Origin of the sequence: Bradyrhizobium guangxiense (assembly GCF_004114915.1) — a bacterium.
GTDB lineage: Bacteria > Pseudomonadota > Alphaproteobacteria > Rhizobiales > Xanthobacteraceae > Bradyrhizobium > Bradyrhizobium guangxiense.
Genome location: NZ_CP022219.1, coordinates 354213 through 374990, shown reverse-complemented (window position 1 = coordinate 374990; position 20778 = coordinate 354213). Strand labels below are relative to the sequence as shown.

Annotated in this window: 23 protein-coding genes; 7 read left to right on the top strand and 16 right to left on the bottom strand. The window is 66.2% G+C overall.

Annotated features, from left to right (window positions below):
- Nucleotides 1–12: 12 nt before the first annotated feature.
- The gene (locus tag X268_RS01785; protein WP_128923342.1) at nt 13–981 is read right to left on the bottom strand and encodes a cell division protein FtsX; all 969 of its coding nucleotides are present in this window, start codon (nt 979–981) and stop codon (nt 13–15) included.
- Nucleotides 974–1633, bottom strand: coding sequence for a cell division ATP-binding protein FtsE (gene ftsE / locus X268_RS01780; RefSeq protein WP_018646542.1), 660 nt, complete (start codon nt 1631–1633; stop codon nt 974–976). The genes X268_RS01785 and ftsE overlap by 8 nt, the downstream gene beginning before the upstream one ends.
- Before the next feature lie 199 nt (nt 1634–1832).
- On the opposite strand from ftsE, the gene X268_RS01775 reads away from it, so the two are divergent.
- Nucleotides 1833–2711: an MJ0042-type zinc finger domain-containing protein gene (locus tag X268_RS01775; protein ID WP_164937473.1), complete on the top strand. Its 879-nt coding sequence runs from the start codon at nt 1833–1835 to the stop codon at nt 2709–2711.
- 36 nt (nt 2712–2747) lie between these two features.
- Nucleotides 2748–3122, top strand: a complete 375-nt coding sequence (locus X268_RS01770; RefSeq protein ID WP_128923340.1) for a response regulator — start codon at nt 2748–2750, stop codon at nt 3120–3122.
- A 159-nt stretch (nt 3123–3281) separates the two neighbouring features.
- On the opposite strand, the gene X268_RS01765 is transcribed toward X268_RS01770, so the two are convergent.
- Both X268_RS01765 and X268_RS01760 read right to left on the bottom strand, forming a co-directional pair.
- Complete coding sequence (locus X268_RS01765; protein WP_128923339.1) at nt 3282–4424, bottom strand: DUF4175 family protein; 1143 nt, start codon at nt 4422–4424, stop codon at nt 3282–3284.
- Entirely contained in the window at nt 4412–6349 is a 1938-nt protein-coding gene (locus X268_RS01760; RefSeq protein ID WP_128923338.1) for a TIGR02302 family protein, read from the bottom strand. The genes X268_RS01765 and X268_RS01760 overlap by 13 nt, the downstream gene beginning before the upstream one ends.
- Nucleotides 6350–6524: 175 nt before the next feature.
- On the opposite strand from X268_RS01760, the gene X268_RS01755 reads away from it, so the two are divergent.
- On the top strand, nt 6525–6908 hold the full coding sequence (locus X268_RS01755) for a carboxymuconolactone decarboxylase family protein (protein ID WP_128923337.1): 384 nt from the start codon (nt 6525–6527) through the stop codon (nt 6906–6908).
- 61 nt (nt 6909–6969) lie between these two features.
- A complete protein-coding gene (locus X268_RS01750; protein ID WP_128923336.1) occupies nt 6970–7878 on the top strand; it encodes an NAD(P)-dependent oxidoreductase in 909 nt (302 codons plus the stop codon).
- A 38-nt stretch (nt 7879–7916) separates the two neighbouring features.
- Here the strand turns inward: X268_RS01750 and lysA are convergent, their stop codons facing one another.
- The 3 genes from lysA to argH all read right to left on the bottom strand — a co-directional run bounded on the left by lysA (nt 7917) and on the right by argH (nt 10994).
- Nucleotides 7917–9182: a diaminopimelate decarboxylase gene (gene lysA / locus X268_RS01745; RefSeq protein WP_128923335.1), complete on the bottom strand. Its 1266-nt coding sequence runs from the start codon at nt 9180–9182 to the stop codon at nt 7917–7919.
- Between the two features lie 23 nt (nt 9183–9205).
- Complete coding sequence (gene lptM / locus X268_RS01740; RefSeq protein ID WP_128923334.1) at nt 9206–9502, bottom strand: LPS translocon maturation chaperone LptM; 297 nt, start codon at nt 9500–9502, stop codon at nt 9206–9208.
- Between the two features lie 94 nt (nt 9503–9596).
- Nucleotides 9597–10994 carry an argininosuccinate lyase gene (gene argH, locus X268_RS01735; protein ID WP_128923333.1) on the bottom strand — a complete coding sequence of 466 codons (1398 nt, stop codon included), beginning with the start codon at nt 10992–10994 and terminating at the stop codon, nt 9597–9599.
- A gap of 101 nt (nt 10995–11095) precedes the next feature.
- Between argH and tlpA the strand changes: the two genes are divergently transcribed.
- A complete protein-coding gene (gene tlpA, locus X268_RS01730; RefSeq protein WP_128923332.1) occupies nt 11096–11761 on the top strand; it encodes a thiol:disulfide interchange protein TlpA in 666 nt (221 codons plus the stop codon).
- A 60-nt stretch (nt 11762–11821) separates the two neighbouring features.
- Here tlpA and X268_RS01725 read toward each other — a convergent pair whose 3' ends face one another.
- The 6 genes from X268_RS01725 to X268_RS01700 form a co-directional block, all read right to left on the bottom strand.
- Complete coding sequence (locus X268_RS01725; protein ID WP_128923331.1) at nt 11822–12016, bottom strand: hypothetical protein; 195 nt, start codon at nt 12014–12016, stop codon at nt 11822–11824.
- Nucleotides 12017–12102: 86 nt separating this feature from the next.
- Entirely contained in the window at nt 12103–12984 is an 882-nt protein-coding gene (locus X268_RS01720) for a 3-hydroxybutyryl-CoA dehydrogenase (RefSeq protein ID WP_128923330.1), read from the bottom strand.
- 194 nt (nt 12985–13178) lie between these two features.
- Nucleotides 13179–14123, bottom strand: a complete 945-nt coding sequence (locus tag X268_RS01715; protein WP_128923329.1) for an electron transfer flavoprotein subunit alpha/FixB family protein — start codon at nt 14121–14123, stop codon at nt 13179–13181.
- On the bottom strand, nt 14123–14872 hold the full coding sequence (locus tag X268_RS01710; protein WP_128923328.1) for an electron transfer flavoprotein subunit beta/FixA family protein: 750 nt from the start codon (nt 14870–14872) through the stop codon (nt 14123–14125). The genes X268_RS01715 and X268_RS01710 overlap by 1 nt, the downstream gene beginning before the upstream one ends.
- Nucleotides 14873–14997: 125 nt before the next feature.
- The gene (locus tag X268_RS01705) at nt 14998–15582 is read right to left on the bottom strand and encodes a cob(I)yrinic acid a,c-diamide adenosyltransferase (RefSeq protein ID WP_128923327.1); all 585 of its coding nucleotides are present in this window, start codon (nt 15580–15582) and stop codon (nt 14998–15000) included.
- Between the two features lie 2 nt (nt 15583–15584).
- On the bottom strand, nt 15585–15779 hold the full coding sequence (locus tag X268_RS01700; protein ID WP_028134126.1) for a twin transmembrane helix small protein: 195 nt from the start codon (nt 15777–15779) through the stop codon (nt 15585–15587).
- A 272-nt stretch (nt 15780–16051) separates the two neighbouring features.
- On the opposite strand from X268_RS01700, the gene X268_RS01695 reads away from it, so the two are divergent.
- On the top strand, nt 16052–16945 hold the full coding sequence (locus X268_RS01695; protein ID WP_128923326.1) for a YihY/virulence factor BrkB family protein: 894 nt from the start codon (nt 16052–16054) through the stop codon (nt 16943–16945).
- Here X268_RS01695 and X268_RS01690 read toward each other — a convergent pair.
- On the bottom strand, nt 16872–18134 hold the full coding sequence (locus X268_RS01690) for an ATP-binding protein (protein ID WP_128923325.1): 1263 nt from the start codon (nt 18132–18134) through the stop codon (nt 16872–16874). The two genes, X268_RS01695 and X268_RS01690, sit on opposite strands and share 74 nt — an antisense overlap.
- A gap of 105 nt (nt 18135–18239) precedes the next feature.
- Entirely contained in the window at nt 18240–19109 is an 870-nt protein-coding gene (gluQRS, locus tag X268_RS01685) for a tRNA glutamyl-Q(34) synthetase GluQRS (protein WP_128923324.1), read from the bottom strand.
- A gap of 117 nt (nt 19110–19226) precedes the next feature.
- On the opposite strand from gluQRS, the gene X268_RS01680 reads away from it, so the two are divergent.
- Entirely contained in the window at nt 19227–19880 is a 654-nt protein-coding gene (locus tag X268_RS01680; protein ID WP_128923323.1) for a DNA-3-methyladenine glycosylase family protein, read from the top strand.
- On the opposite strand, the gene X268_RS01675 is transcribed toward X268_RS01680, so the two are convergent.
- Nucleotides 19877–20764, bottom strand: a complete 888-nt coding sequence (locus X268_RS01675) for a LysR family transcriptional regulator (protein WP_128923322.1) — start codon at nt 20762–20764, stop codon at nt 19877–19879. The genes X268_RS01680 and X268_RS01675 overlap by 4 nt on opposite strands.
- Between the last annotated feature and the right edge of the window lie 14 nt (nt 20765–20778).

Sequence of the window (20778 nt, the reverse complement as noted above, 5' to 3'; positions counted from 1 at the left end):
AGTTTATCTGGCCTAGTCGATGTCATTCAGCGTCGCGAACAGCGTCTGGCGCGAGGCAACCGCGGTGACGGCGCCGATCAGCACCGCCTGCACCGCGAGCACGACATAGCCGGACGGGCGCAGCGAGAAGGTGCCGAGCAGGGCTGCGAACTGGTCACCGACCGGCGTGCCGGAAAACCAGCCGGCGATCGACTCCGAGAAGCCGAACAGCAGCATGGCGACGCCGCCGCCGATCACGCCGCCCTCCAGCCCCAGGCGGAGGAAATGGCGCAGGAAGTGGTTGGCAATGTAGCGGTCGCCGGCACCGACGAAATGCAGCACCTCGACGATCGGGCGGTTCGCCGCCATGGCGCCGCGGGTCGCGAACGAGACGGAGATGATCGTGGCGACGATGACGAGCGCGAGGATGCCGAGGCCGGCGAGCACGGTGGCGTTGGTCATCGAGCGCATCCGCTCGATCCAGGCGCGATGATCGTCGACGCTGGCACCCGGCGCGACCTGGCTCACCCGGGCGCGCAAGGCACTGAGATCGAGCGGCGTGCCGGGTTGCACCCGCGCGATGATCATGCGCGGCACCGGCAGATCGTCCATCGACAGCCCGGTGCCGAGCCAGGGCTCGAGCAGCTTGCCGCTCTCCTCCTTGCTGAACGGCTTTACTTCGACGATGCCAGCTTGCGCCCGCATCGCCTCCGTCACCGCGGCCGCGTCGCGTTCGAGATCGCGGCCGGTCTGCGGACGAACCTGGATGGTGATTTCGCTCGCGACCTCCGACTGCCATTCCGCGGCGGAGGCACTCACCAGCAGCACCGTGCCCGTCGTCATCGAGGCGAGGAAGGTCATGATGGCAACGACGGCGACCAGCGCCCGGCCCTGGATCGAGGCGCGCGGCACGATCGGCGACATGTTGCGCGCCCTGGCCGGCAGCTGCGGACGCTCCTGTCCGAGGTCGACCAGCACGCCGCGCTCGTCCAGCCTACTCATAGACGTGCAGCCGTCCCTGATGCAGCACCAGCCGCCGCGCCTCATACTGGTCCATCAGGCCGATGTCGTGGGTCGCGATGATGACGGCCGTGCCCGACTTGTTGAGCTCGATGAAGAGCCGCAACAGGCGGCGTCCGAGCGTCGGATCGACGCTGCCGGTCGGTTCGTCCGCGAGCAGCAGCTGCGGCCGCGAGATCACGGCGCGCGCGATCGCCGCGCGCTGCTTCTCGCCGCCCGACAGGATCGGCGGCAGCGCGTCCATGCGGTCGCCGAGTCCGACCCAGCGCAGCAGATCGATCACCTCCTTGCGGTAGCTCGACTCGCTGCGGCCCATGACGCGGAACGGCAGCGCGACGTTCTCATAGGTCGTCATGTGGTCGAGCAGGCGGAAGTCCTGGAGCACGATGCCGATGCGCTTGCGCAAATCGGCGATCTCGTCCTTGCCGAGCTGCGAGATGTCGTGGCCGAACAGATTGACGAGGCCTCGCGTCGGCCGATGCGACAGAAAAAGCAGCCGCAGCAGCGAGGTCTTGCCGGCACCGGACGGACCGGTGAGAAACTGGAACGAATGCGCCGGGATCTGGAAGCTGAGGTCGCGCAGGATCTCCGGCCCCAGACCGTAACGCAATCCGACATTTTCGAACCGAACCAAGCTCAGCTCCGTTCGAGAGGGGGGCGCGGGTCGCAATGCAGCGCTCCGCCATGCGCGATCACCGGTTTTTGCCGCCGTTATGGTTTCCGGTTCGTTAACGGTCCGCCTGTAGCATATTTGACAGCATCCTGCCGCCCGGTTCTCCGCGACAGGTATCGTCAAGTTCTCGGTCTACTCATCCATGCATCAAGGCTCGTCCATGCATATCGTCTGCCCCCATTGTATGACATCCTACGCCATCAAGCTCGCGAGCCTGGGAGCGAACGGGCGGGCGGTCCGCTGTTCCCGCTGCAAGGAGACCTGGATCGCCCATGCAGAGGATGCCATCGAGGAGGCGTCCGTTCCGGCAATGGTCGCAGCCAGCCAAGCCGACGACCAGTCCGACCTCGCCGAACAGTGGAATTCCTACGCCAAGGACGACGGCGCCGCCGATGCGCCGGTCGTCGACAGCCCCTCGATCGCCAGCGACTGGCCGGATGAAGCGGCCAAGGAAACCGAGGACGAGTGGTCGGCGGCGGCCCGGGAGGCCGAGGAGGAGGTCGCCGGCGCGCAGCACCAGTCCTGGTTCCGCGGCCTGTTCCGCCGCCCCGGTGCGCGGGTCAGCCGCCCCGCCGCCGCCATAGCCCCCCGAAAATCCTATTTCGGCCTGCCGACCGCCTGTGCGGCGATGGGCGCACTGGTGCTGGCGCTGGTGATCTGGCGTGGCGACGTGGTGCGGCTGCTGCCCCAGACGGCAGCGTTCTACAAGCTGGTCGGGCTCGAGGTGAACCTGCGGGGCCTTGCCTTCAAGGACGTAAAGCTCTCCAGTGAGACCGTGGACGGTAAGCAGGTGCTGGTGATCGAGGGCGTGATCGTCGGCGAGAGCAAGAAGCCGCTCGACATCCCGCGGCTGCGCTTCGCCGTGCGCGACGCGCAAGGCGCGGAAATCTACGCCTGGAATACTGTGCTGGAGCAGACCGTGCTGCGGCCCGGCGAGCGCGCCTTCTTCCGCTCGCGCCTCGCCTCGCCGCCGCCGGAGGGCCGCAATATCGACGTTCGCTTCTTCAACCGGCGCGACATTGCCGGCGGCAGCGTGTAATCAGCTGATAGAGTTCCGCACGGGAAGGTTCGTCCCATGCCCAAAATCCTGATCGCCGACGACGAGGATTCGATGCGCACGCTGGTGGCGCGCGCCATCGCCATGGACGGCCACGAGACCGTCACCGCGCAGGACGGCGCCGAGGCGCTGGAAATCCTGATCCGCGAGGACGGCGCCTTCGATCTGTTGCTCACCGATATCCAGATGCCGGTCATGGACGGCATCGCGCTGGCGCTCTCTGCTGCGCGCGATTTCCCCGATTTGACCATCCTTTTGATGACCGGCTTTGCCGACCAGCGCGAGCGCGCCTCGAACCTCAATGCACTGGTGCACGATGTCGTGACCAAGCCATTCTCGGTCGCCGACATCCGCACCGCCGTGGCGGACGCGCTGGCGGCGAAGAAGGGATAGCGCGGCGGTCGCCACATGCTCCGCTGTCATGCCCCGGCTTGACCGGGCATCCAGTACGCCGCGGCGGAAGCGATGAGAGCGAGCTCTTCAGGCAGGTCTCTGGAATACTGGGTCGCCCGGTCAAGCCGGCGATGACAGTGAGCCAGAGGCGAGCCCGCCTCAGAAATCCTTCAGCAGCCGCTCGATGTAATCGAGCTCGATCTGCGGGCGCGAGCTGTCGCCGAGGCGGCGGCGGAGCTCTTCGAGGATGCGGCGGACACGCTGGGCGTCGATCTCGCCCGGAATCTTGACGGTGTAGTCGTCGCTGAGATCGCGGCCGTGAAGCGGGCGTCCCAGCGGATCGGTCTGGCTGCCGCCGCTCTGCTGACGGCCGGCCCGATTGCCGGGACCATCGCCCTGTCCGTCGCCATCGCCCTGCTGCATCGCCTCGGCCATCTTCTGCGCGCCCTTGCGCATGGCCTCGAGAGCCTTGCCCTGCGAGTCCACGGCGCCATCGGCATTGCCCTCGCCGAGCTTCGAGCCGGCATCCCCCATGGCGCCGTCGGCGGCGTCGAGGCTACCGTCGTCATCGCCCTGGTCGCCGTCCTGATCGCCGTTCTGGCTCGGGTCGCCCTGCTGGCCTTTTTGTCCCTGCTGACCTTTCTGACCCTTTTGCCCCTTCTGCGCGAGGCCGCGCTTGGCGAGCTCGTCCTGCAGCTTCTTCAGGCGGTCGCGCAGCGACTGCTGATCCTGCTGCAGGTCCGACATCGACTGGTCGCCCTGCTTGCCGCGCGAGCGGTCGCGCCGGGAATCCTGGCCCTGCTTGAACGTCTTGTCGCGCAATTGCTGCTGCTTGCGGATCATGTCGCTCAGCTCGTTCAGCGCCTGCTCCATCTCGCTGTCGCCGGACTGCCCCGGCTGCGCCATCTGGAGATTTTCCATGATCTGCGCGAGCTGCTCGAGCAGGCGCTGCGCCGCTTCCTTATTGCCCTCGCGTGCGGCCTTCTCGATCTGCCGCAGGAGGTCGTCCAGATCGCGCTGCGTGACGACGTTGCGATCGCGACTGGAGGATTGGCTCCGCTCCGTCGCCCGCTTGTACTCTTCGAGCTTCTGGATGGCATCGGACTGATTGCCGAGGCTCTTGCCGGATTCTTTCTGCCTGAGGCTGTCGCCGGACTCCTGCATCGCCTTTTCGGCGCTATCGAGCAGCGCGTCGGGATCCTGACCCAGCTGAGCAGCGGCCGGCGAGACGCCGCCGAGCAGCAAGGCGAAGCAGGCGATCGACATCGCCTTCAAGACTGGCACGCGCGCTAGCTTCCGCATTTCCGGTCTCGCGTAAACTGGTTGGTCTGGTCGTCCCCCGCCTTGTTGGCACGGCTGTTCGCCGACTTTCGATAGGCCTGAAGCTGCTCGCGCAACGCGTCCTGCTGCTGCGCCAGCTCTGCGAGCTGCTCAGGCGTCGCATGCTGAGTCTTCTGTCGGAGCTCGATCGCCTTGTCGAGGATGAGCTGGACCTCCGCAGGGAACGGCTGCCGCGGCCCGAGCGGGTTCTGCTCGGCGCGCCGGGCGAGATCACGCACCTTGCCCGCCATGGCCTCGCGAAGCTTTTGCGTCAGCACCCTGAGCTCATCCTCGCTGGCACCGCGGTCCAGCGCCGCCTTGAGCGCATCCTGCGCCGAGCGCAGCGCGGCATTGACGCTGCCGGCAACGCCGTCGTCCTCGATGGTGACCGCGAAGGCCCACATGCTCGCCACCACATTGCGCAGCGCATCGTCGGTGCGGGCAGCCTCGAGCTGGGTCGCGAGGCTCCGAAGGCCGAGATAGCAGCCGGCATCCGGCGTGAACAATTCGGGTGCGATCATCAGCGCGTCGAGCGCGGTGTAGACGTCCGAATTCCTGTTGGCGTCGAGCGCGAGGATACGGCGCTGCTCGATCAGCGCGCGCGCCAGCGAGTTGGTGAACAGACGCTCGGGCAGGCGCATGTTGAAGGGTTCGCTCTTGGCCTCGTTGCCGGCCTCGTCCTTGGCGGTGAGCGTCAGCGTGACGTCGGCGCCGGCATAGGGATCCTCGCTGAGGTCCTTCACCGTCTGGCCGACGCCGTTGCGGGTGCGCGCGTTCGGCAGCACGAGCGGGAATTGCGGCGGCTCGAACAGCGGCCGCGCCGCGGCCTTGCCGTCAGAATCCTTGCCGCCATTCTTGGCGTCGTCGGAGCGCAAGGCAATATGCGCATCCGCACCTGTCACGCCGTAGTCGTCCTCGATCTTGTAGGAGAGCTGCAGCCCGCCGCGCGCCTGGCGCTCGGGATCCTTAGCGAGCGCGATCGTCGGCGCACGGTCCGGCGTTGCCGCGAACGCCCATTGCGGCTGACCGGACGGCGCGCGGACATGCGCGGTGCCGTCGCCGGTGATGGCAAAATGCTTCTCGTTGGTGCCCTTGGGCGCGGCCTCGGCCGGGGCGACCTCCTTGAGGCCGCCGGAGACGACGACATCCAGACTGCCGCCGGAGGAGCGCACGATCAGGGTCGAGCCTGCGGGAACAGCAAGCGGTCCGCTGGTGGGCAGCGCCGCAGCCTCCTTGTTGGCGGCCGACAGAATGACCGGCGGCTTGCCGGTATAGAGCGGCGGGGGGACCCAGGCATCGACGCGAACATTGGCGGGCGCCAGCACGCCGTTCCAGTCGAACGCGGCCCCCAGCCGCATCGCGCGTTCATCGCCGGCCGCGAAGAAGGTCGCAACCAGCAGCACCATCACCAGCGCACGCAGCGCCCAGGGATCATGCAGCGCGAGCCGCGGATGCGGCAGGCCGGCGCGGATGCGCTTGAGCGAAGCCAGCGTCCGTTCGCGCTGCGCCTGCCACAGCGCCAGTGCGACCGGATCCTGCGAGGACAGCGTATCTGTCAGCGTCGTGGCCGGGCGGTGACGGATGCCGGAGCCACGATCGAGCCGGCCAAGGGCCTCCTCGCGGCTCGGCCAGCGGAAGCGAATCAGGGGAAGCAGGGCAGCGATCGCAATGCCGGCGAAGATGACAAGACCGATCGCACGGGCCACGAACGGCAGCGCCAGCCAGAGGCCGGCCCAGGACACCACCAGGAACAGGCCGACGACGGTCAGCAGCCGTGCGAAATCTGGCCAGGCACGCTCCCACGCGATGGCATAGACGGCCCGATCGAGGGCCTGCGCCAGCTTCAGCCGCGACAGAGCGTCGCCGTTGCGGATCGGGTCTGACGGGTCGGGGGTGACGCCGTTCAATCAGCTCTCCAGGTTGCCCGGTAGAGAGAAGCGTACCACAACGGCAGCACTGAGGCATCCGTTCCTGTACGGGAGACACCCCTTTTCCCGCATAACACGAGGACGTGACTGGCCCGGCCCAACCCCGTAATTTCCGCGCCACCCGCGACAAGCGCAAGGAAACAAGGGGAACGCCATGGACAAGAAGATGCACGACAAGGGCCTGGAGGTCCGCAAAGCGGTGCTGGGCGAGGCCTATGTCAACAATGCCCTGAAGAACGTCGACGAGTTCAACCGTCCGTTCCAGGAAATGCTGAACGAATATTGCTGGGGCACGGTGTGGGGCCGCGAGGAACTACCACGCAAGACCCGCAGCATGCTCAATATCGCGATGATCGCGATCCTCAACCGCCAGCACGAATTCCGCGCGCATCTGAAGGGCGCGCTGACCAACGGCGTCACCCGCGAGGAAATCCGCGAGATCCTGATGCAGGTCGCGATCTATGGCGGCATGCCCGCCGCGGTCGACAGTTTCCGCATCGCGCGCGAGGTGTTCGCGGAGATCGACGCCAAGGCCTGAGCAGCAGCGCCAATCGCCGCCTCCCGTACAACGAACAACGAAGAAGAAACAAGGAAGCACCATGGACATCGGATTCATCGGCCTCGGAAACATGGGTTTGCCGATGGCGCGGCGGCTGATCGAGGCCGGGCACAGGCTCGTCGTGTTCGACACGCGCAACGAGGTCGCGGGCAAGCTGGCGGCGCTCGGCGCGACGGCCGCGACATCACCGAAGGACGTCGCCGATCAGGTCGAGACCGTGATGGCGAGCCTGCCTTCGCTGCAGGCTTCGCTCGAGGTTGCAACCGGCGCGAACGGCGTGATCGAAGGCAAGCGGGCCAAACGCTTCGTCGATCTCTCCACGGTCGGCTCGGCGATGGCCGTGAAGATTCACGGCCTGCTCGCCAAGCGCGACATCGTGCAGATCGACTGTCCCGTCTCCGGCGGCGTTGGCGGCGCCGAGAAGGGCACGCTGGCGGTGATGGTGTCGGGGCCGAAGGCGGAGTTCGAGCTGCTCAAACCGGTTCTCGACGTGATTGGAAAAGTGTTCTTCATCGGCGAGAAGCCGGGCGCGGCGCAGACCATGAAGCTCGCCAACAATTTCCTGTCGGCGACGGCGATCGTGGCGACCTCGGAAGCCGTAGTGATGGGCGTGAAAGCCGGGCTCGACCCCGCCGTGATGATCGACGTCATCAACGCCGGCTCCGGCATGAACACGGCGAGCCGCGACAAGTTTCCACGCTCGGTGCTGCCGCGCAGCTTCGACTTCGGCTTCGCCACCGGACTGATGGTGAAGGACGTCCGGCTGGCGCTGGAGGAGATGAAGCAGCTCGGCCTGTCGATGGAGGTTGCGGATGCGGTCGGGCGGCTGTGGGAGACCGTCATAGCTGCGGAAGGCGCCGAGTCGGATTTCACCGCGGCGATCAAGCCGATCGAGAAGAAGGCGGGCGTCGTGGTCGGTGGAGCGAAGGGCGGATTGGGGGGGAAGTAGCCGTCCCACAACGCTCCATCCGGGCTACGGTCGTCACCTCACAGCCACGGCGCGGGCGTATCCATCGCGATCAGCTGCTCGACCTCCACACGCGGGCGAATGACGGCGAACTGGTCGTCCTTCACCAGCACCTCCGGCACCAGCGGGCGGGTGTTGTAGGTGCCGGCCTGCACTGCGCCATAGGCCCCCGCAGTCATGATGGCGAGGAGGTCGCCGGGCTTCGGCGCGGGCAGCGTACGGTCGAGCGCGAGATAGTCGCCGGTCTCGCAGACCGGGCCGACGACATCGGCCATGATGGTGGCGGCGCCCGCGGCGGGCTGCGTCACCGGCAGGATGTCGTGATGCGCCTCATACAGCGTCGGGCGAATGAGGTCGTTCATCGCCGCGTCGATGATGACGAAATTCTTGCCGTCGCCGTGCTTCACATAGATCACCCTGGCGACCAGGATGCCGGCATTGCCGACGATCATGCGGCCGGGCTCGAACATCAGCGTGCAGCCGAGATTGTGGCTGACGCGCTTGACCATGGCGGCATAGGCAGCCGGCGCCGGCGGCGCCTCGCGATCCATGTAATAGGGAATGCCGAGACCGCCGCCGAAATCGACGTGGCTGATGTTGTGGCCGTCGGCGCGCAGCGTCTGCACGAATTCGGAGAGGATGCGGAACGCGGTCTCCATCCCGGACAGGTCGGTGATCTGGCTGCCGATATGCACGTCGGTGCCGGTCACCTCGATGCCCGGGAGTGTCGCAGCGCGGGCATAGACCTCGCGGGCATGCACGATCGGGATGCCGAACTTGTTCTCGGACTTGCCGGTGGAGATCTTGGCATGCGTGCCGGCATCGACATCGGGATTGACCCGGAGCGAGATGCGCGCGGTCTTGCCCATCTCGGTCGCAAGGCGCGACAGCAGCTCGAGCTCGGGCTCGGATTCGACGTTGAGGCAGAGGATGTCGGCGGCGAGCGCGGCGCGCAGCTCCGTCTCGGTCTTGCCGACACCGGAGAACAGGATCTTGTTCGGCGGAATGCCGGCCGCCAGCGCCCGCTTCAACTCGCCGCCGGAGACGACGTCGGCGCCGGCGCCGAGCTTGGCCAGCGTGCGCAGCACCGACTGGTTGGAGTTCGCCTTCATGGCGTAGCAGACCAGCACCTTTTCACCGGCGAAGGCGTCGGTGAAGACGCGGTAGTGCCGCTCCAGCGTCGCGGTCGAATAGCAATAGAACGGCGTGCCGACGGTGGCGGCCAGCTCGGACAGGTTCACCGCCTCGGCGTGCAGCACGCCGTTGCGATAGTCGAAATGGTTCATGGCTTAGGCTCGGTTGTCCCGGCTTATTTCCTGCCGGGAGGTTCGTCCAGGAGCGGGTCGAGAATAAACGGTTTCTTCCGACCCTTGGCCGCCGCGGGCGCGGCATCCGCGCCGGAAGTGGAGGTGGGGTCGAACAGGCTCGGCGTCTTCTGGGCTGCGGTCTCGTCGACGGGCGCGCCGCCGGTGGCTGCAGGCGCGTTGGCGGCGGTCGGCGGCAGATCCAGCGGACCCTTGCGGCCGCATCCGGCCAGCGCGAGCGCCGTCAGGCTCAAGACAATGATGGCCCACCCCGAACCGGCCGGGCGAAACTTTGACGTCACGACGAAATCCCCACTACGCGGGCGGCACCATACAGAGATTGGCACGCTCTGGCGAGAGCCCGGATGACTATGAAACATCAGCGAAATTTTGCCCTCAGCCCAATTTTCGCTCTTTTTCCAGCCGTCTCAACCAGGCCTTGGCCTGCGACGCCACGTTCTTCGGCGCGGTGCCGCCGAAGCTGGTGCGGCTCTTCACCGACGATTCGACCGAGAGCACGCCGAACACGTCCTTGGTGATCTTCGGCTCGATCGCCTGCATCTCCTTGAGCGGCAGCTCGTGCAGCGCCACGCCGCCCTCGGCGGCCTTGGCGACGATGCGGCCGGTGACGTGATGGGCCTCGCGGAACGGCATTTTCAGCGTCCGCACCAGCCAGTCGGCGAGATCGGTTGCGGTGGCATAGCCCTCGCCCGCAGCAAGCTTCATCTTGGCTTGGTCAGGCACGAGGTCGCGGACCATGCCGGTCATGGCACGGATCGCCAGCGACAGCGCCGCGAAACCTTCCATGGCGCCCTGCTTGTCCTCCTGCATGTCCTTTTGATAAGCGAGCGGCAGGCCCTTCATCACGATCAGCAGGCCGTTGAGCGCGCCGATGACGCGGCCGGTCTTGGCGCGCACGAGCTCGGCGGCGTCCGGATTGCGCTTCTGCGGCATGATCGAGGATCCCGTGGTGAACTTGTCGCTGAGCCGGATCATGCCGACCAGCGGCGAGGTCCAGATCACGATCTCCTCGGCGAAGCGCGACATATGCACGGCGCAGATCGAGGCCGCCGACAGCGTCTCCAGCACGAAGTCGCGGTCGGAGACGGCATCGAGCGAGTTCGCCATTGGCCGGTCGAAGAGGAGCGCCTTCGCTGTGGCATGGCGGTCGATCGGGAACGAGGTGCCGGCCAGAGCGGCGGCGCCGAGCGGGGATTCGTTGAGCCGCTTGCGCGCATCCTGGAAGCGGCCGCGATCGCGCGCGGCCATCTCGACATAGGCAAGCAGATGATGGCCGAAGGTCACGGGCTGCGCGGTCTGCAGATGCGTGAAGCCGGGCATCACGGTGCCGGCGTGCTCCAGCGCACGCTCGACCAGGGCGTGCTGGAACGCGGCGAGCGCCGCATCGGTCTCGTCGACGATGTCGCGGACATAGAGACGGAAGTCAGTCGCGACCTGGTCGTTGCGTGAGCGCGCGGTGTGCAGGCGGCCGGCAGCCGGGCCGATCAGCTCGGACAGGCGGCTCTCGACATTCATATGGATGTCCTCGAGCGCGCGCTTGAACGCGAAGCCGCCCTTGCCGATCTCTGACAAAATCGTGTCTAGACCCTTGCCGATATTTTTCGCATCAGAGCCCGTGATGATGCCTTGGCTGGCGAGCATCGCAGCGTGGGCCTTGGACGCGGCGATGTCCTGGGCGAAGAGGTGACGATCGACGTCGATGGAGACGTTGATCTCTTCCATGATCTCATCGGGACGTTCCGAGAACCGGCCGCCCCACATCTTGTTGCTCATGATCCCCTGCTCACGCCTTGATTTGCCGCACGTTTGCTGCCCGCCCCCAGCCGTATTAAGAGGCCCCTGATAGCCATATCTGCGACCGGATGACAAACGATATGCTCGACCAGAAGCCCTCCGCCACGCGCCGGATCCCCCTCGTCATCGCCACCGTGGCGATCGGGGGCCTGGCGGGCTTTGCCGCGCTGTACGGGCTGGGCCTGGGCCGGTCGCCTGGCGGCGATCCGACCTGCAAGCCGGCGGTGGCGACGGCGCAGAAAATCGCCCCGCTCGCCCATGGCGAGCTGGCGGCGCTGACCATGGCGAGCGCGCCACTGAAGCTGCCCGACCTCGCCTTCGAGGACACCGACGGCAAGCCGAAGAAGCTGTCGGATTTCCGCGGCAAGACGCTGCTGGTCAACCTTTGGGCCACCTGGTGCGTGCCGTGCCGGAAGGAAATGCCGGCGCTCGACGAGCTCCAGGGCAAGCTGTCGGGCCCGAATTTCGAGGTGGTGGCGATCAATATCGACACCCGCGACCCCGAGAAGCCGAAAAACTTCCTGAAAGAGGCCAATCTGGCCAAACTCAGCTATTTTAGCGATCAGAAAGCCAAGGTTTTTCAGGATCTTAAGGCCATAGGCCGGGCCCTGGGCATGCCGACCTCCGTGTTGGTCGACCCGCAAGGCTGCGAGATCGCGACGATCGCTGGGCCGGCGGAATGGGCGAGCGAGGATGCGCTCAAGCTGATCCGGGCCGCAACCGGCAAGGCCGCCGCGTCGCTTTAGAGGCTCGTTTTTCGCATGATCTGATCGGAAAACCGGTTCCCACGTTTCCGGATCATGCGGCTAGGCCGTCACGTTGAGATTGCCGCCGACGCCAGGGCCGACATTGGCGAGCGAGGGCTGGCCGGCGCCGAGCAGCGTCAGGACGGTGGATCTCTCCATATCCGCGTTCTGCTTGGTCAGCGTCGCCGCGATATTCGACTGCAGCGCCCCTTGCTGAGCGGCCAGCATCGTGCTGACCATTGCCATCATGTCCATTACGCGAACCCTCGTACCGGCCGTAACCTAGGCGCGAGAGGTTAACGCGACATGAATTGATACAGGCCGAGGTGCCGTAAGGTGGATCAGCGCGTCGGAACCGGCTTGGCGCCGCGGTAGTCGTAGAAGCCGCGCTGGGTCTTGCGGCCGAGCCAGCCAGCTTCGACGTATTTCACCAGCAGCGGGCACGGGCGGTACTTGGAGTCGGCGAGGCCCTCGTGCAGCACCTGCATGATGGAGAGACAGGTATCCAGCCCGATGAAATCGGCAAGCTCGAGCGGGCCCATCGGATGGTGCGCCCCAAGCTTCATCGCCGCGTCGATCGCCTCGACATTGCCGACGCCCTCGTACAGCGTGTAGATCGCCTCGTTGATCATCGGCAGCAAGATGCGGTTGACGATGAAAGCCGGGAAATCCTCGGAGACCGCGACCTGCTTGCCGAGCTTGGCGACGAATTCCTTTGATGTCTCGAAGGTCGAATCGTCGGTGGCGATGCCGCGGATCAATTCCACCAGCTCCATCAGCGGAACCGGATTCATGAAGTGAATGCCGATGAAGCGCTCGGGGCGGTCGGTGGCGGCGGCCAGCCGGGTGATCGAGATCGAGGACGTATCGGAGGCGACGATCGCCTCCGGCTTCAGCACCGCGCAGAGCTCGTGGAAGATCTTGCGCTTGACCTCTTCCTTCTCGACCGCGGTCTCGATCACGAGGTCGCAATCGGCGAGGTCGTCGAGCTTTTCGGCGGGCGTGATGCGCGCCATCGCCTTGGTCTTGTCGTCCTCGGAGACGGCCTTCTTGGAGACCTGGCGCGCCAGATTGCCGTTGATGGTGGCCATGCCCGATTTGAGGCGATCGGCCGAGACGTCGTTGAGCACCACGTCGAAGCCGGCGAGCGCCGCGACATGCGCGATGCCATTGCCCATCTGCCCCGCGCCGATCACGCCGACCTTCTTGATCACTGCCGCCATAATGTCATCCACCGGAACGGCGCGCGAGGCGCGCGCCCTGCCTATACCCCTTGAGCCGGGAGGTCTGATTTAATCAGAACCTTGGCTCGAAACCTAGATTGGATCGCTTCGAAGGCGCGCCCCACGCCAAGAAAACGGCTCAAAAAAGCAACACCGGCCGGAGTTATACCTCCGGCCGGTGGTTTTGAGGTCTTTTACTTGCCGAGCTTGCCGAGTTCGGTCGTCAGCTCCGGAACCGCCTGGTAGAGGTCGGCGACCAGGCCATAATCGGCAACCTGGAAGATCGGCGCGTCCTCGTCCTTGTTGATCGCGACGATCACCTTGGAGTCCTTCATGCCGGCCAGATGCTGGATCGCACCGGAAATGCCGACGGCGACATAGAGCTCGGGGGCCACGACCTTGCCGGTCTGGCCGACCTGCCAGTCGTTCGGCGCATAGCCGGCGTCCACCGCCGCACGCGAGGCACCGACGCCGGCGCCGAGCTTGTCGGCGAGCGGCTCGATGTACTTGGCAAAATTCTCGCGGCTCTGCATGGCGCGGCCACCGGAGACGATGATCTTGGCCGAGGTCAGTTCAGGACGGTCGCTCTTGGCAACCTCCTCACCGACAAAGGTCGACAGGCCGGGATCGGCTGCCGCCGCGACGCTTTCGACCGGCGCGTTGCCACCCTCGCCTGCAGCAGCGAAGGTCGAAGTCCGCACCGTGATGACCTTCTTGGCGTCCTTCGACTTCACGGTCTGAATGGCGTTGCCGGCATAGATCGGGCGCTCATAGGTGTCGGGCGCGACCACCTTGATGATCTCCGACACCTGCATGACGTCGAGCAGAGCGGCGACACGCGGCATCACGTTCTTGAAGCGCGAGGTCGCGGGCGCGACGATCGCGTCATAGCTGGAAGCCAGCGAGACGATCAACGCGGCCAGCGGCTCGGCGAGATCGTGCGCGTAGAGGGCTCCGTCGGCGAGCAGCACTTTCTTCACGCCGGCGAGCTTGGCCGCAGCATCGGCGGCAGCCTTGGCGTTCTGGCCAGCGACCAGGACCTCGACATCCGCGCCGAGCGCGCCAGCTGCGGTCAGGGCCTTGTTGGTCGCATCCTTGAGCGAGGCATTGTCATGTTCGGCAATCAGAAGCGTCGTCATCAGAGCACCCCGGCTTCGTTCTTGAGTTTCGACACCAGCTCGGCGACGTCCTTGACCTTGACGCCCGCCTTGCGGCCCGCCGGTTCGGTCGTCTTGAGAACCTCGAGACGCGCGGCAACGTCGACGCCGTAATCGGCGACGGCCTTCTCTGCGATCGGCTTCTTCTTCGCCTTCATGATGTTGGGCAGCGAGGCGTAGCGCGGCTCGTTGAGACGGAGATCGGTGGTGACGATCGCCGGTCCCTTCAGCTTCACGGTCTGCAGGCCGCCATCGACTTCGCGGGTCACCTTGAAGTCAGAACCTTCGACCTCGAGCTTCGAGGCAAACGTCGCCTGCGACCAGCCGAGCAGCGCAGCCAGCATCTGGCCGGTCTGATTGGAATCGTCGTCGATCGCCTGCTTGCCGAGAATGATCAGGCCGGGCTGCTCTTCGTCCGCGACCTTCTTCAGGATCTTGGCGACCGCGAGCGGCTCGACTGTGCCTTCCGCTTTCACCAGGATGCCGCGATCGGCGCCCATGGCAAGACCGGTGCGGATCGTCTCCGACGCCTGCGCAGGTCCAATCGAGACCACCACGACTTCGGTCGCCTTGCCGGCTTCCTTCAGGCGCAGCGCTTCCTCGACTGCGATTTCGTCGAACGGGTTCATCGACATCTTGACGTTGGCGAGTTCAACGCCCGATCCATCGCCCTTGACGCGGACCTTGACGTTGTAATCGACCACCCGCTTTACCGGCACTAAGACCTTCATCGATCCTCTTTCACTCAATTTGGGAGGGGGGTTATCAACTGGCGCGGAACCTAAAGGCCTGATCTGCCCCGGTCAACGCGCGAACGGGCCTAATTTTGGCCTTCTGAAATGCGGGAGTGCGATGGTCAGCGGTTCTGACCCGGAACCCAGAGCACGTCGCCGCCCCCATTGCCGTTGGCGGCACGGCTCGCCACGAACAGGAAGTCCGACAGGCGGTTCATATATTGGATGCCAGCCGCGCTGACCGGCTCGCCGGGCTGGGCCGCCAGTTCCACGATTACGCGTTCCGCCCTGCGGCATATCGTGCGCGCCACATGGAGATGTGCCGCCGCCGGCGTACCGCCGGGAAGTACGAAGGAGGTGAGCGGGGCAAGCTTGTCGTTGAGCGCGTCGATGTCGCGCTCGAGCCGCTCGACCTGGCTCGCCACCACCCGCAGCCGCTCCGCCTTGCCTTTGTCCTTGTCTTGGCGCTCGGGCACCGCGAGATCGGCGCCGAGATCAAACAGATCGTTCTGGATGCGGCCGAGCATCGCGTCGAGCTCGGGCATCGCCCCAGCGTGGAGCCTGACGACGCCGATCGCGGCGTTGGTCTCGTCGACGGTGCCATAGGCCTCGATGCGCAGATCGTATTTCGGACGCCGCTCGCCGGTTCCGAGCGCCGTCGTGCCGTCGTCACCGGTCTTCGTGTAGATGCGGTTCAGCAGCACCATGATTAACGTCCCATCGCCCAAACGGCGAGCATCGCGATGATGATCGCCACGAACTGCAGCAGCACGCGCCAGCGCATCAGCTTCTGCGAAGTGTTGGGCGAGCCGCCGCGCATCATGTTGATGAGACCAAGCAGCAGCACCAAGGCGACTGCACCGGCTGCCGCCGGCAGGATGAAAGTGGTCAGGAGAGATGCCATTGGGGTTAGATAACACCGTGCGCGTCGGTCCGCCATGGTGCCTCGGCAGCCTCCGGCGTCATTCCGGGGCGATGCGCAGCATCGAACCCGGAATCCATCGGGCCACAGGTGCTGCGGCGGAATCGACTCCCGGCTCGCGCGGCGCTTCGCAAACTGGCTTTTGGGCCAATAATATCAGATGGTAGCGCGATGATTTCCGATTTGCGCCCATTGCCTGTTCTCCCGCTCTCTCCCTGCGCGCAGGGGAGAGAGAGCAGCGGTGTAGGTGCCACGTGAAAGCGATCCGCTACATCTACGTCGTGGTGATGGATGCGTTCTACACGTTCCTGGCCGATGACGGCTGGGCGATCGCAAGCCACATCGCGCTGTCGACGCTGATGGCGCTGTTTCCGTTCCTGATCGTGCTGACCTCGCTCGCCGGCTTCTTCGGCTCCAAGGAACTCGCCGACCAAGCCGCCAGCCTGATGCTGCAGATCTGGCCCAAGCAGGTCGCCGATTCGATCTCGGGCGAGGTCCACGACGTGCTGACCACGACCCGCACCGGCATTCTGACCATCGGCGCGGCGCTGTCGGTCTACTTCGCCTCCAACGGCGTCGAGGCGCTCAGGGTCGCGCTCAACCGCGCCTATGCGGTAGTGGAGATGCGGCGCTGGTACTGGCTGCGGCTGGAATCGATCGCCTACACGCTGATTGCAGCCTTCACTGCCCTCGCCATGGCTTTCCTGATCGTGCTCGGTCCGCTGATCATCGAGGCCGCGCGGCGACACATTCCGCTGTTCGTCGAATCGAACGAAAGCATCCTCACCTGGCTGCGCTACGGCATCACCATCGGTGCGCTGGTGGTGGCGCTGATCATCCTGCATGCCTGGCTGCCGGCGGGACGGCGCGGCTTCCTCCAGATCCTGCCCGGCATCGTCTTCACCATCGTGGCGTCGCTGATCTCCGGTATCGTGTTCGGGCAATATCTGGCGCGCTTCGCCAATAACTACGTGACGATGTATGCGGGGCTCGCCTCGGTGATCATCGCGCTGGTGTTTCTGTACTTCATCGCCGCGATCTTCGTGTACGGCGGCGAGCTCAACGCCGCGATCATCAAGTCGCGGCTTCCTCACGGCGTGTCGCTTCAAGCAGCGCAGTCGCTAGCGCCCGCGGAGACACAGGCTTGACCAGGAAGGCGTCGGCGCCGGCCTCGCGCGAGGCGGCCTCGTCCTCGCCGCGGCCGGACACTCCGATGATCGGGATCTGAGCCAGCGGCGCATCCATGGTGCGGATCCGCCGGATGGCCTCGACGCCGTCGATGCCCGGCAACACCATGTCCATCAACACCGCATCGAACGCGCCCTGCGCCAGCCGGCCGACGGCATCCTCGCCGCGCCCGATGAACTCGGCTTGATGACCGAGCTCGGTCAAAATGGTGTTGAGCACGACGCGGCCGAACGGATTGTCCTCGACACTGAGAACGCGCAGCGGCGCGACCGCGTCCGTCTCGGCCTCGCCTTTCTTGCTGCGGGATTTGCCCGATCCCGAGGCGTCCAGCGATACCGTCAGGGTGAAGGTGGCACCGCCGCCGCGGCGCTGTGAGACGGTGATGTCGCCGCCCATCGCTCGCGCCAATTGCTTGACCGAGGAGAGCCCCAAGCCGGCGCCGCCGAAGCGCGAGGCGATGGTGACATTGGCCTGGGTGAAGGGGCGAAACAGCCGCTTGATCTCGGGCATGGTCAGGCCGATGCCGCTGTCGGACACCGCGAAAGCAACGCCGACCCTGCCTTTGGCTTTGCTCTTATCTTTGCTCTTGGCGGGCGCGATCGCGAGCGCGACGCCGCCCTGGTCGGTGAACTTCACGGCATTGTCGATCAGGTTCTCGAGCGCGGCGCGAAGACGGATGGGATCGCCGACCACGAGGCCTGGGAGCTTTTCGGAGATGTCGACCTGGGCCTGGAGACCCTTGGCCGCAGCGCGCCCCGCCAGCGAATCGCCGGCACTGCGGGCGAGCGTGCGCAGATCGAACAGATCCTGCCGCAGCGTGCCGCCCTTCCCGGCCCCCTTGCCGGTTCTGCCCGCGTCCACGAACAGGGTGGCAAGGCTCGCCAGATGCTCGGCACCGGCCTTGATGGTGTCGGCCCAGCGCCGCTCCCGTTCACCGAGATCGGAGGTCGCGAGCAGATCGCTGATCGCCAGAATGCCGGTCAGGGGGGTGCGAACCTCATGGGCAAAGGCAGCGAGCGCCGCCTGGACCACATCAGGCGCGACCGTCCTGGTGCTGCGCTTGCGCACCTGTCCGGTCGCCTCGGACCTCTTCCGAGGCGGCCGCCTGGACGTCCACGTGCTGCGCGCTGGGCGCTTCTTCGCCGCCATGAATCCCCTTCGAAGTATTCCCTTCGGGCCCCCGGGCTGTTCGCCGAGCATGGCACGGCGGAACACCCGGAGTCACGGCAGCCTTTTGCTAACCCCCAGAGAAACTTAACCTAATCCCACCAGCTGGCAGATGCCGGCGGGCGTAACGCCAGCCGCACGCAAGGCACGCAGACCGGTCGAGCGGCTCGATTTCGACAGCTTCCGCCCCGCGCTGTCGCAAATCAGCCGGTGATGGCGATAGACGGGCTCCGGCAGGCCAAGCAGGACCTGGAGCAAGCGGTGCACCGCGGTGGCGTGAAACAGGTCTTGGCCCCGCACGATCTCGCTGACGTCCTGCAGCGCGTCGTCGACGACCACAGACAGATGGTAGCTGGTCGGCGTCTCCTTGCGGGCCAGGATCACGTCGCCCCAGACCTCCGGCCGCGCCGGGACGATGCCGCGCTCGCCATCCGGCCCCTCGCCGAGTTCGTTCCAGCTCAGGCCCCCGACGCGCCGGCAGGCGGCCGCCATGTCGAGCCGCAGCGCGTGAGGCGCGCCCGACGCCAGCAGGCGTGCCCGCTCGTCGGCAGGCAGCGATTTGGAATCGCCGGGATAAAGCGGCGCGCCGTCGGGATCGCGCGGCCACGGGCCTTCTGCCTCGCGCGTAGCAACGAGCCTTGCGATCTCGGCACGGCTTTCGAAGGCGGGATAGACGAGCCCGAGCGCCGACAGCTTTTCAAGCACGGCGCGATAATCGGCGAGATGCTCCGACTGCCGCCGCACTGGCATCTCCCAGTCAATCCCGAGCCAGGCGAGATCCTCGTAGATCGCCGCCTCGAATTCCGGCCGGCACCGCGTCGCGTCGATGTCCTCGATCCGCAGCAGCAATCGGCCGCCGGTCGCGCGCGCCCGCTGGAAGTTCAGCAGTGCGGAATAGGCGTGGCCGAGGTGCAGCAAGCCGTTGGGGCTGGGAGCGAATCGGAAAACGGGTGGCATCGATTCTCGCAAGACTTGTCATTGCCGGGCTTGCCCCGGCGATCCATCCTCCAAGACTCTGTTACGATAGGAGATGGATGCGCGGGTCAAGCCCGCGCACGACGAGTCTGGAACATCATGACCATTCACCTCGAAACCCAGTCCGACCTCGAAGAGGCGGTCCACGCGCTGGTCAAGCGCGCCCCGCGCCTGAAGCCGGTGCTCGAGATCGCGGGCATGCCGGCGTTGCGGCGGCGTGAGCCGGGCTTTACCGGGCTTGCGCACATCGTCTGCGGGCAGCAGCTGTCGACCGCGAGCGCATCGGCGATCTGGGGACGGTTGTCGGCGGCGTTCGATCCGTTCGACCACGACGCGGTGCGCCGCGCCCGCACCGACCGGCTGGGGGGGCTCGGACTCTCGGCCGCCAAGATCAAGACCCTGAAGCATCTCGCCCGCGAGATCGGCGCAGAGCGGCTGAACCTCGACGTGCTCGCGGAGGAGGATGCCGACGCCGCGCACCACACGCTGATCGCACTGCCCGGCATCGGCCCGTGGACCGCGGACGTCTATCTGCTATTTTGCCTTGGCCATGGCGACGCCTGGCCGGCCGGCGATCTCGCCGTGCAGGAGGGCATCAGGATCGGCCTCGGCCTCAAGGCGCGGCCCACGGAGAAGCAGATGGCGCCGCTCGCCGAACCCTGGCGTCCGCTGCGCGGCGCGGCGGCACATTTGTGGTGGAGCTATTATCGCGCGGTGAAGAAGCGCGAGGGCGTGCTCGCGGGATCAGGCTAGCCCCGCAGCCTGGCGCGGTCGGCCCGGGCGCATTCGGCGACGAAGTCGACCACGGCGCGCACCGCCGGGAGTTCGACGAGGTCGGGATGGGCCAGCAGCCAGAGATCCGCGACGCTGGCGAGCTTCTGCGGGGCGACGCGCACCAGATCGGAATAGGCTTCGGCGACGAAGCACGAGAGCGCGGAGATGCCGATCCCGGCGCGGACCGCCGCCAGCATGTCGCCCTGCGACGAGCAGCGCATCACCACCCTGGCCTGCCGCGTGACGACGTCGCTCCAGCGCGCAAGCTGCGCATTGGAGGTCTGGTCGGCAAAGCCGATGACGCTGTGCTCCTTCCACTCGCCGCGCCGTTCAGGCAAGGACCGTCCGGCGGCATAATCGCGCGAGGCATAGAACCCCGTACCGAGACGGCCGATCTTGCGGCCGACCAGGTTTTCCTCGCCGCTGTCGAAGGGCCGCAGCACCACGTCGGCCTCGCGCCGGCGCACGCTCGCCGGAAACGGGTGGGTGATGATCTCGAGCTGGATATGATCGTGCGCCCGCAGGAAGGTGGGCAGACACGGCATCAGCCAATGCGAGGCCAGTGTCGCGCCGATCGACAGCTTGACGATGCCGCGAGCCTTGTGCCCTTTCGCCGCCACCGCGGTCTCAGCCCGCAGCGCCGCCGCCGCCATGGCCTCGGCGTGCTCGCGCAATGTCCTCCCATCCGCGGTCAGCGCCAAGCCGTCGGTGGCACGCGCCACCAATCGGGTGCCGAGCTGGGCTTCCAGCGCCGCGATCTTGCGGCTGACCGTGGGATGGCTGGTGTGCAGGCGGCGCGCAGCGGCGGTGAAGCTGCCGGTATCGGCGACCGCGACGAAGGTCTTGCAAAGGTCCCAGTCCATCAGCAGCTCCGTTC

Excerpts from the sequence above, each read along its gene's own strand:
- X268_RS01710 (WP_128923328.1), bottom strand. The coding sequence starts at position 14,872 with ATGAAGGTCTTAGTGCCGGTAAAGCGGGTGGTCGATTACAACGTCAAG.
- X268_RS01690 (WP_128923325.1), bottom strand. The coding sequence starts at position 18,134 with ATGGCGGCGAAGAAGCGCCCAGCGCGCAGCACGTGGACGTCCAGGCGG.
- X268_RS01675 (WP_128923322.1), bottom strand. The coding sequence starts at position 20,764 with ATGGACTGGGACCTTTGCAAGACCTTCGTCGCGGTCGCCGATACCGGC.
- X268_RS01775 (WP_164937473.1), top strand. The coding sequence starts at position 1,833 with ATGCATATCGTCTGCCCCCATTGTATGACATCCTACGCCATCAAGCTC.
- X268_RS01715 (WP_128923329.1), bottom strand. The coding sequence starts at position 14,123 with ATGACGACGCTTCTGATTGCCGAACATGACAATGCCTCGCTCAAGGAT.
- lysA (WP_128923335.1), bottom strand. The coding sequence starts at position 9,182 with ATGAACCATTTCGACTATCGCAACGGCGTGCTGCACGCCGAGGCGGTG.
- X268_RS01725 (WP_128923331.1), bottom strand. The coding sequence starts at position 12,016 with ATGGACATGATGGCAATGGTCAGCACGATGCTGGCCGCTCAGCAAGGG.
- X268_RS01765 (WP_128923339.1), bottom strand. The coding sequence starts at position 4,424 with ATGCGGAAGCTAGCGCGCGTGCCAGTCTTGAAGGCGATGTCGATCGCC.
- X268_RS01755 (WP_128923337.1), top strand. The coding sequence starts at position 6,525 with ATGGACAAGAAGATGCACGACAAGGGCCTGGAGGTCCGCAAAGCGGTG.
- X268_RS01680 (WP_128923323.1), top strand. The coding sequence starts at position 19,227 with ATGACCATTCACCTCGAAACCCAGTCCGACCTCGAAGAGGCGGTCCAC.
- argH (WP_128923333.1), bottom strand. The coding sequence starts at position 10,994 with ATGAGCAACAAGATGTGGGGCGGCCGGTTCTCGGAACGTCCCGATGAG.
- X268_RS01700 (WP_028134126.1), bottom strand. The coding sequence starts at position 15,779 with ATGGCATCTCTCCTGACCACTTTCATCCTGCCGGCGGCAGCCGGTGCA.
- X268_RS01750 (WP_128923336.1), top strand. The coding sequence starts at position 6,970 with ATGGACATCGGATTCATCGGCCTCGGAAACATGGGTTTGCCGATGGCG.
- X268_RS01770 (WP_128923340.1), top strand. The coding sequence starts at position 2,748 with ATGCCCAAAATCCTGATCGCCGACGACGAGGATTCGATGCGCACGCTG.
- X268_RS01785 (WP_128923342.1), bottom strand. The coding sequence starts at position 981 with ATGAGTAGGCTGGACGAGCGCGGCGTGCTGGTCGACCTCGGACAGGAG.
- gluQRS (WP_128923324.1), bottom strand. The coding sequence starts at position 19,109 with ATGCCACCCGTTTTCCGATTCGCTCCCAGCCCCAACGGCTTGCTGCAC.
- X268_RS01720 (WP_128923330.1), bottom strand. The coding sequence starts at position 12,984 with ATGGCGGCAGTGATCAAGAAGGTCGGCGTGATCGGCGCGGGGCAGATG.
- X268_RS01705 (WP_128923327.1), bottom strand. The coding sequence starts at position 15,582 with ATGGTGCTGCTGAACCGCATCTACACGAAGACCGGTGACGACGGCACG.
- tlpA (WP_128923332.1), top strand. The coding sequence starts at position 11,096 with ATGCTCGACCAGAAGCCCTCCGCCACGCGCCGGATCCCCCTCGTCATC.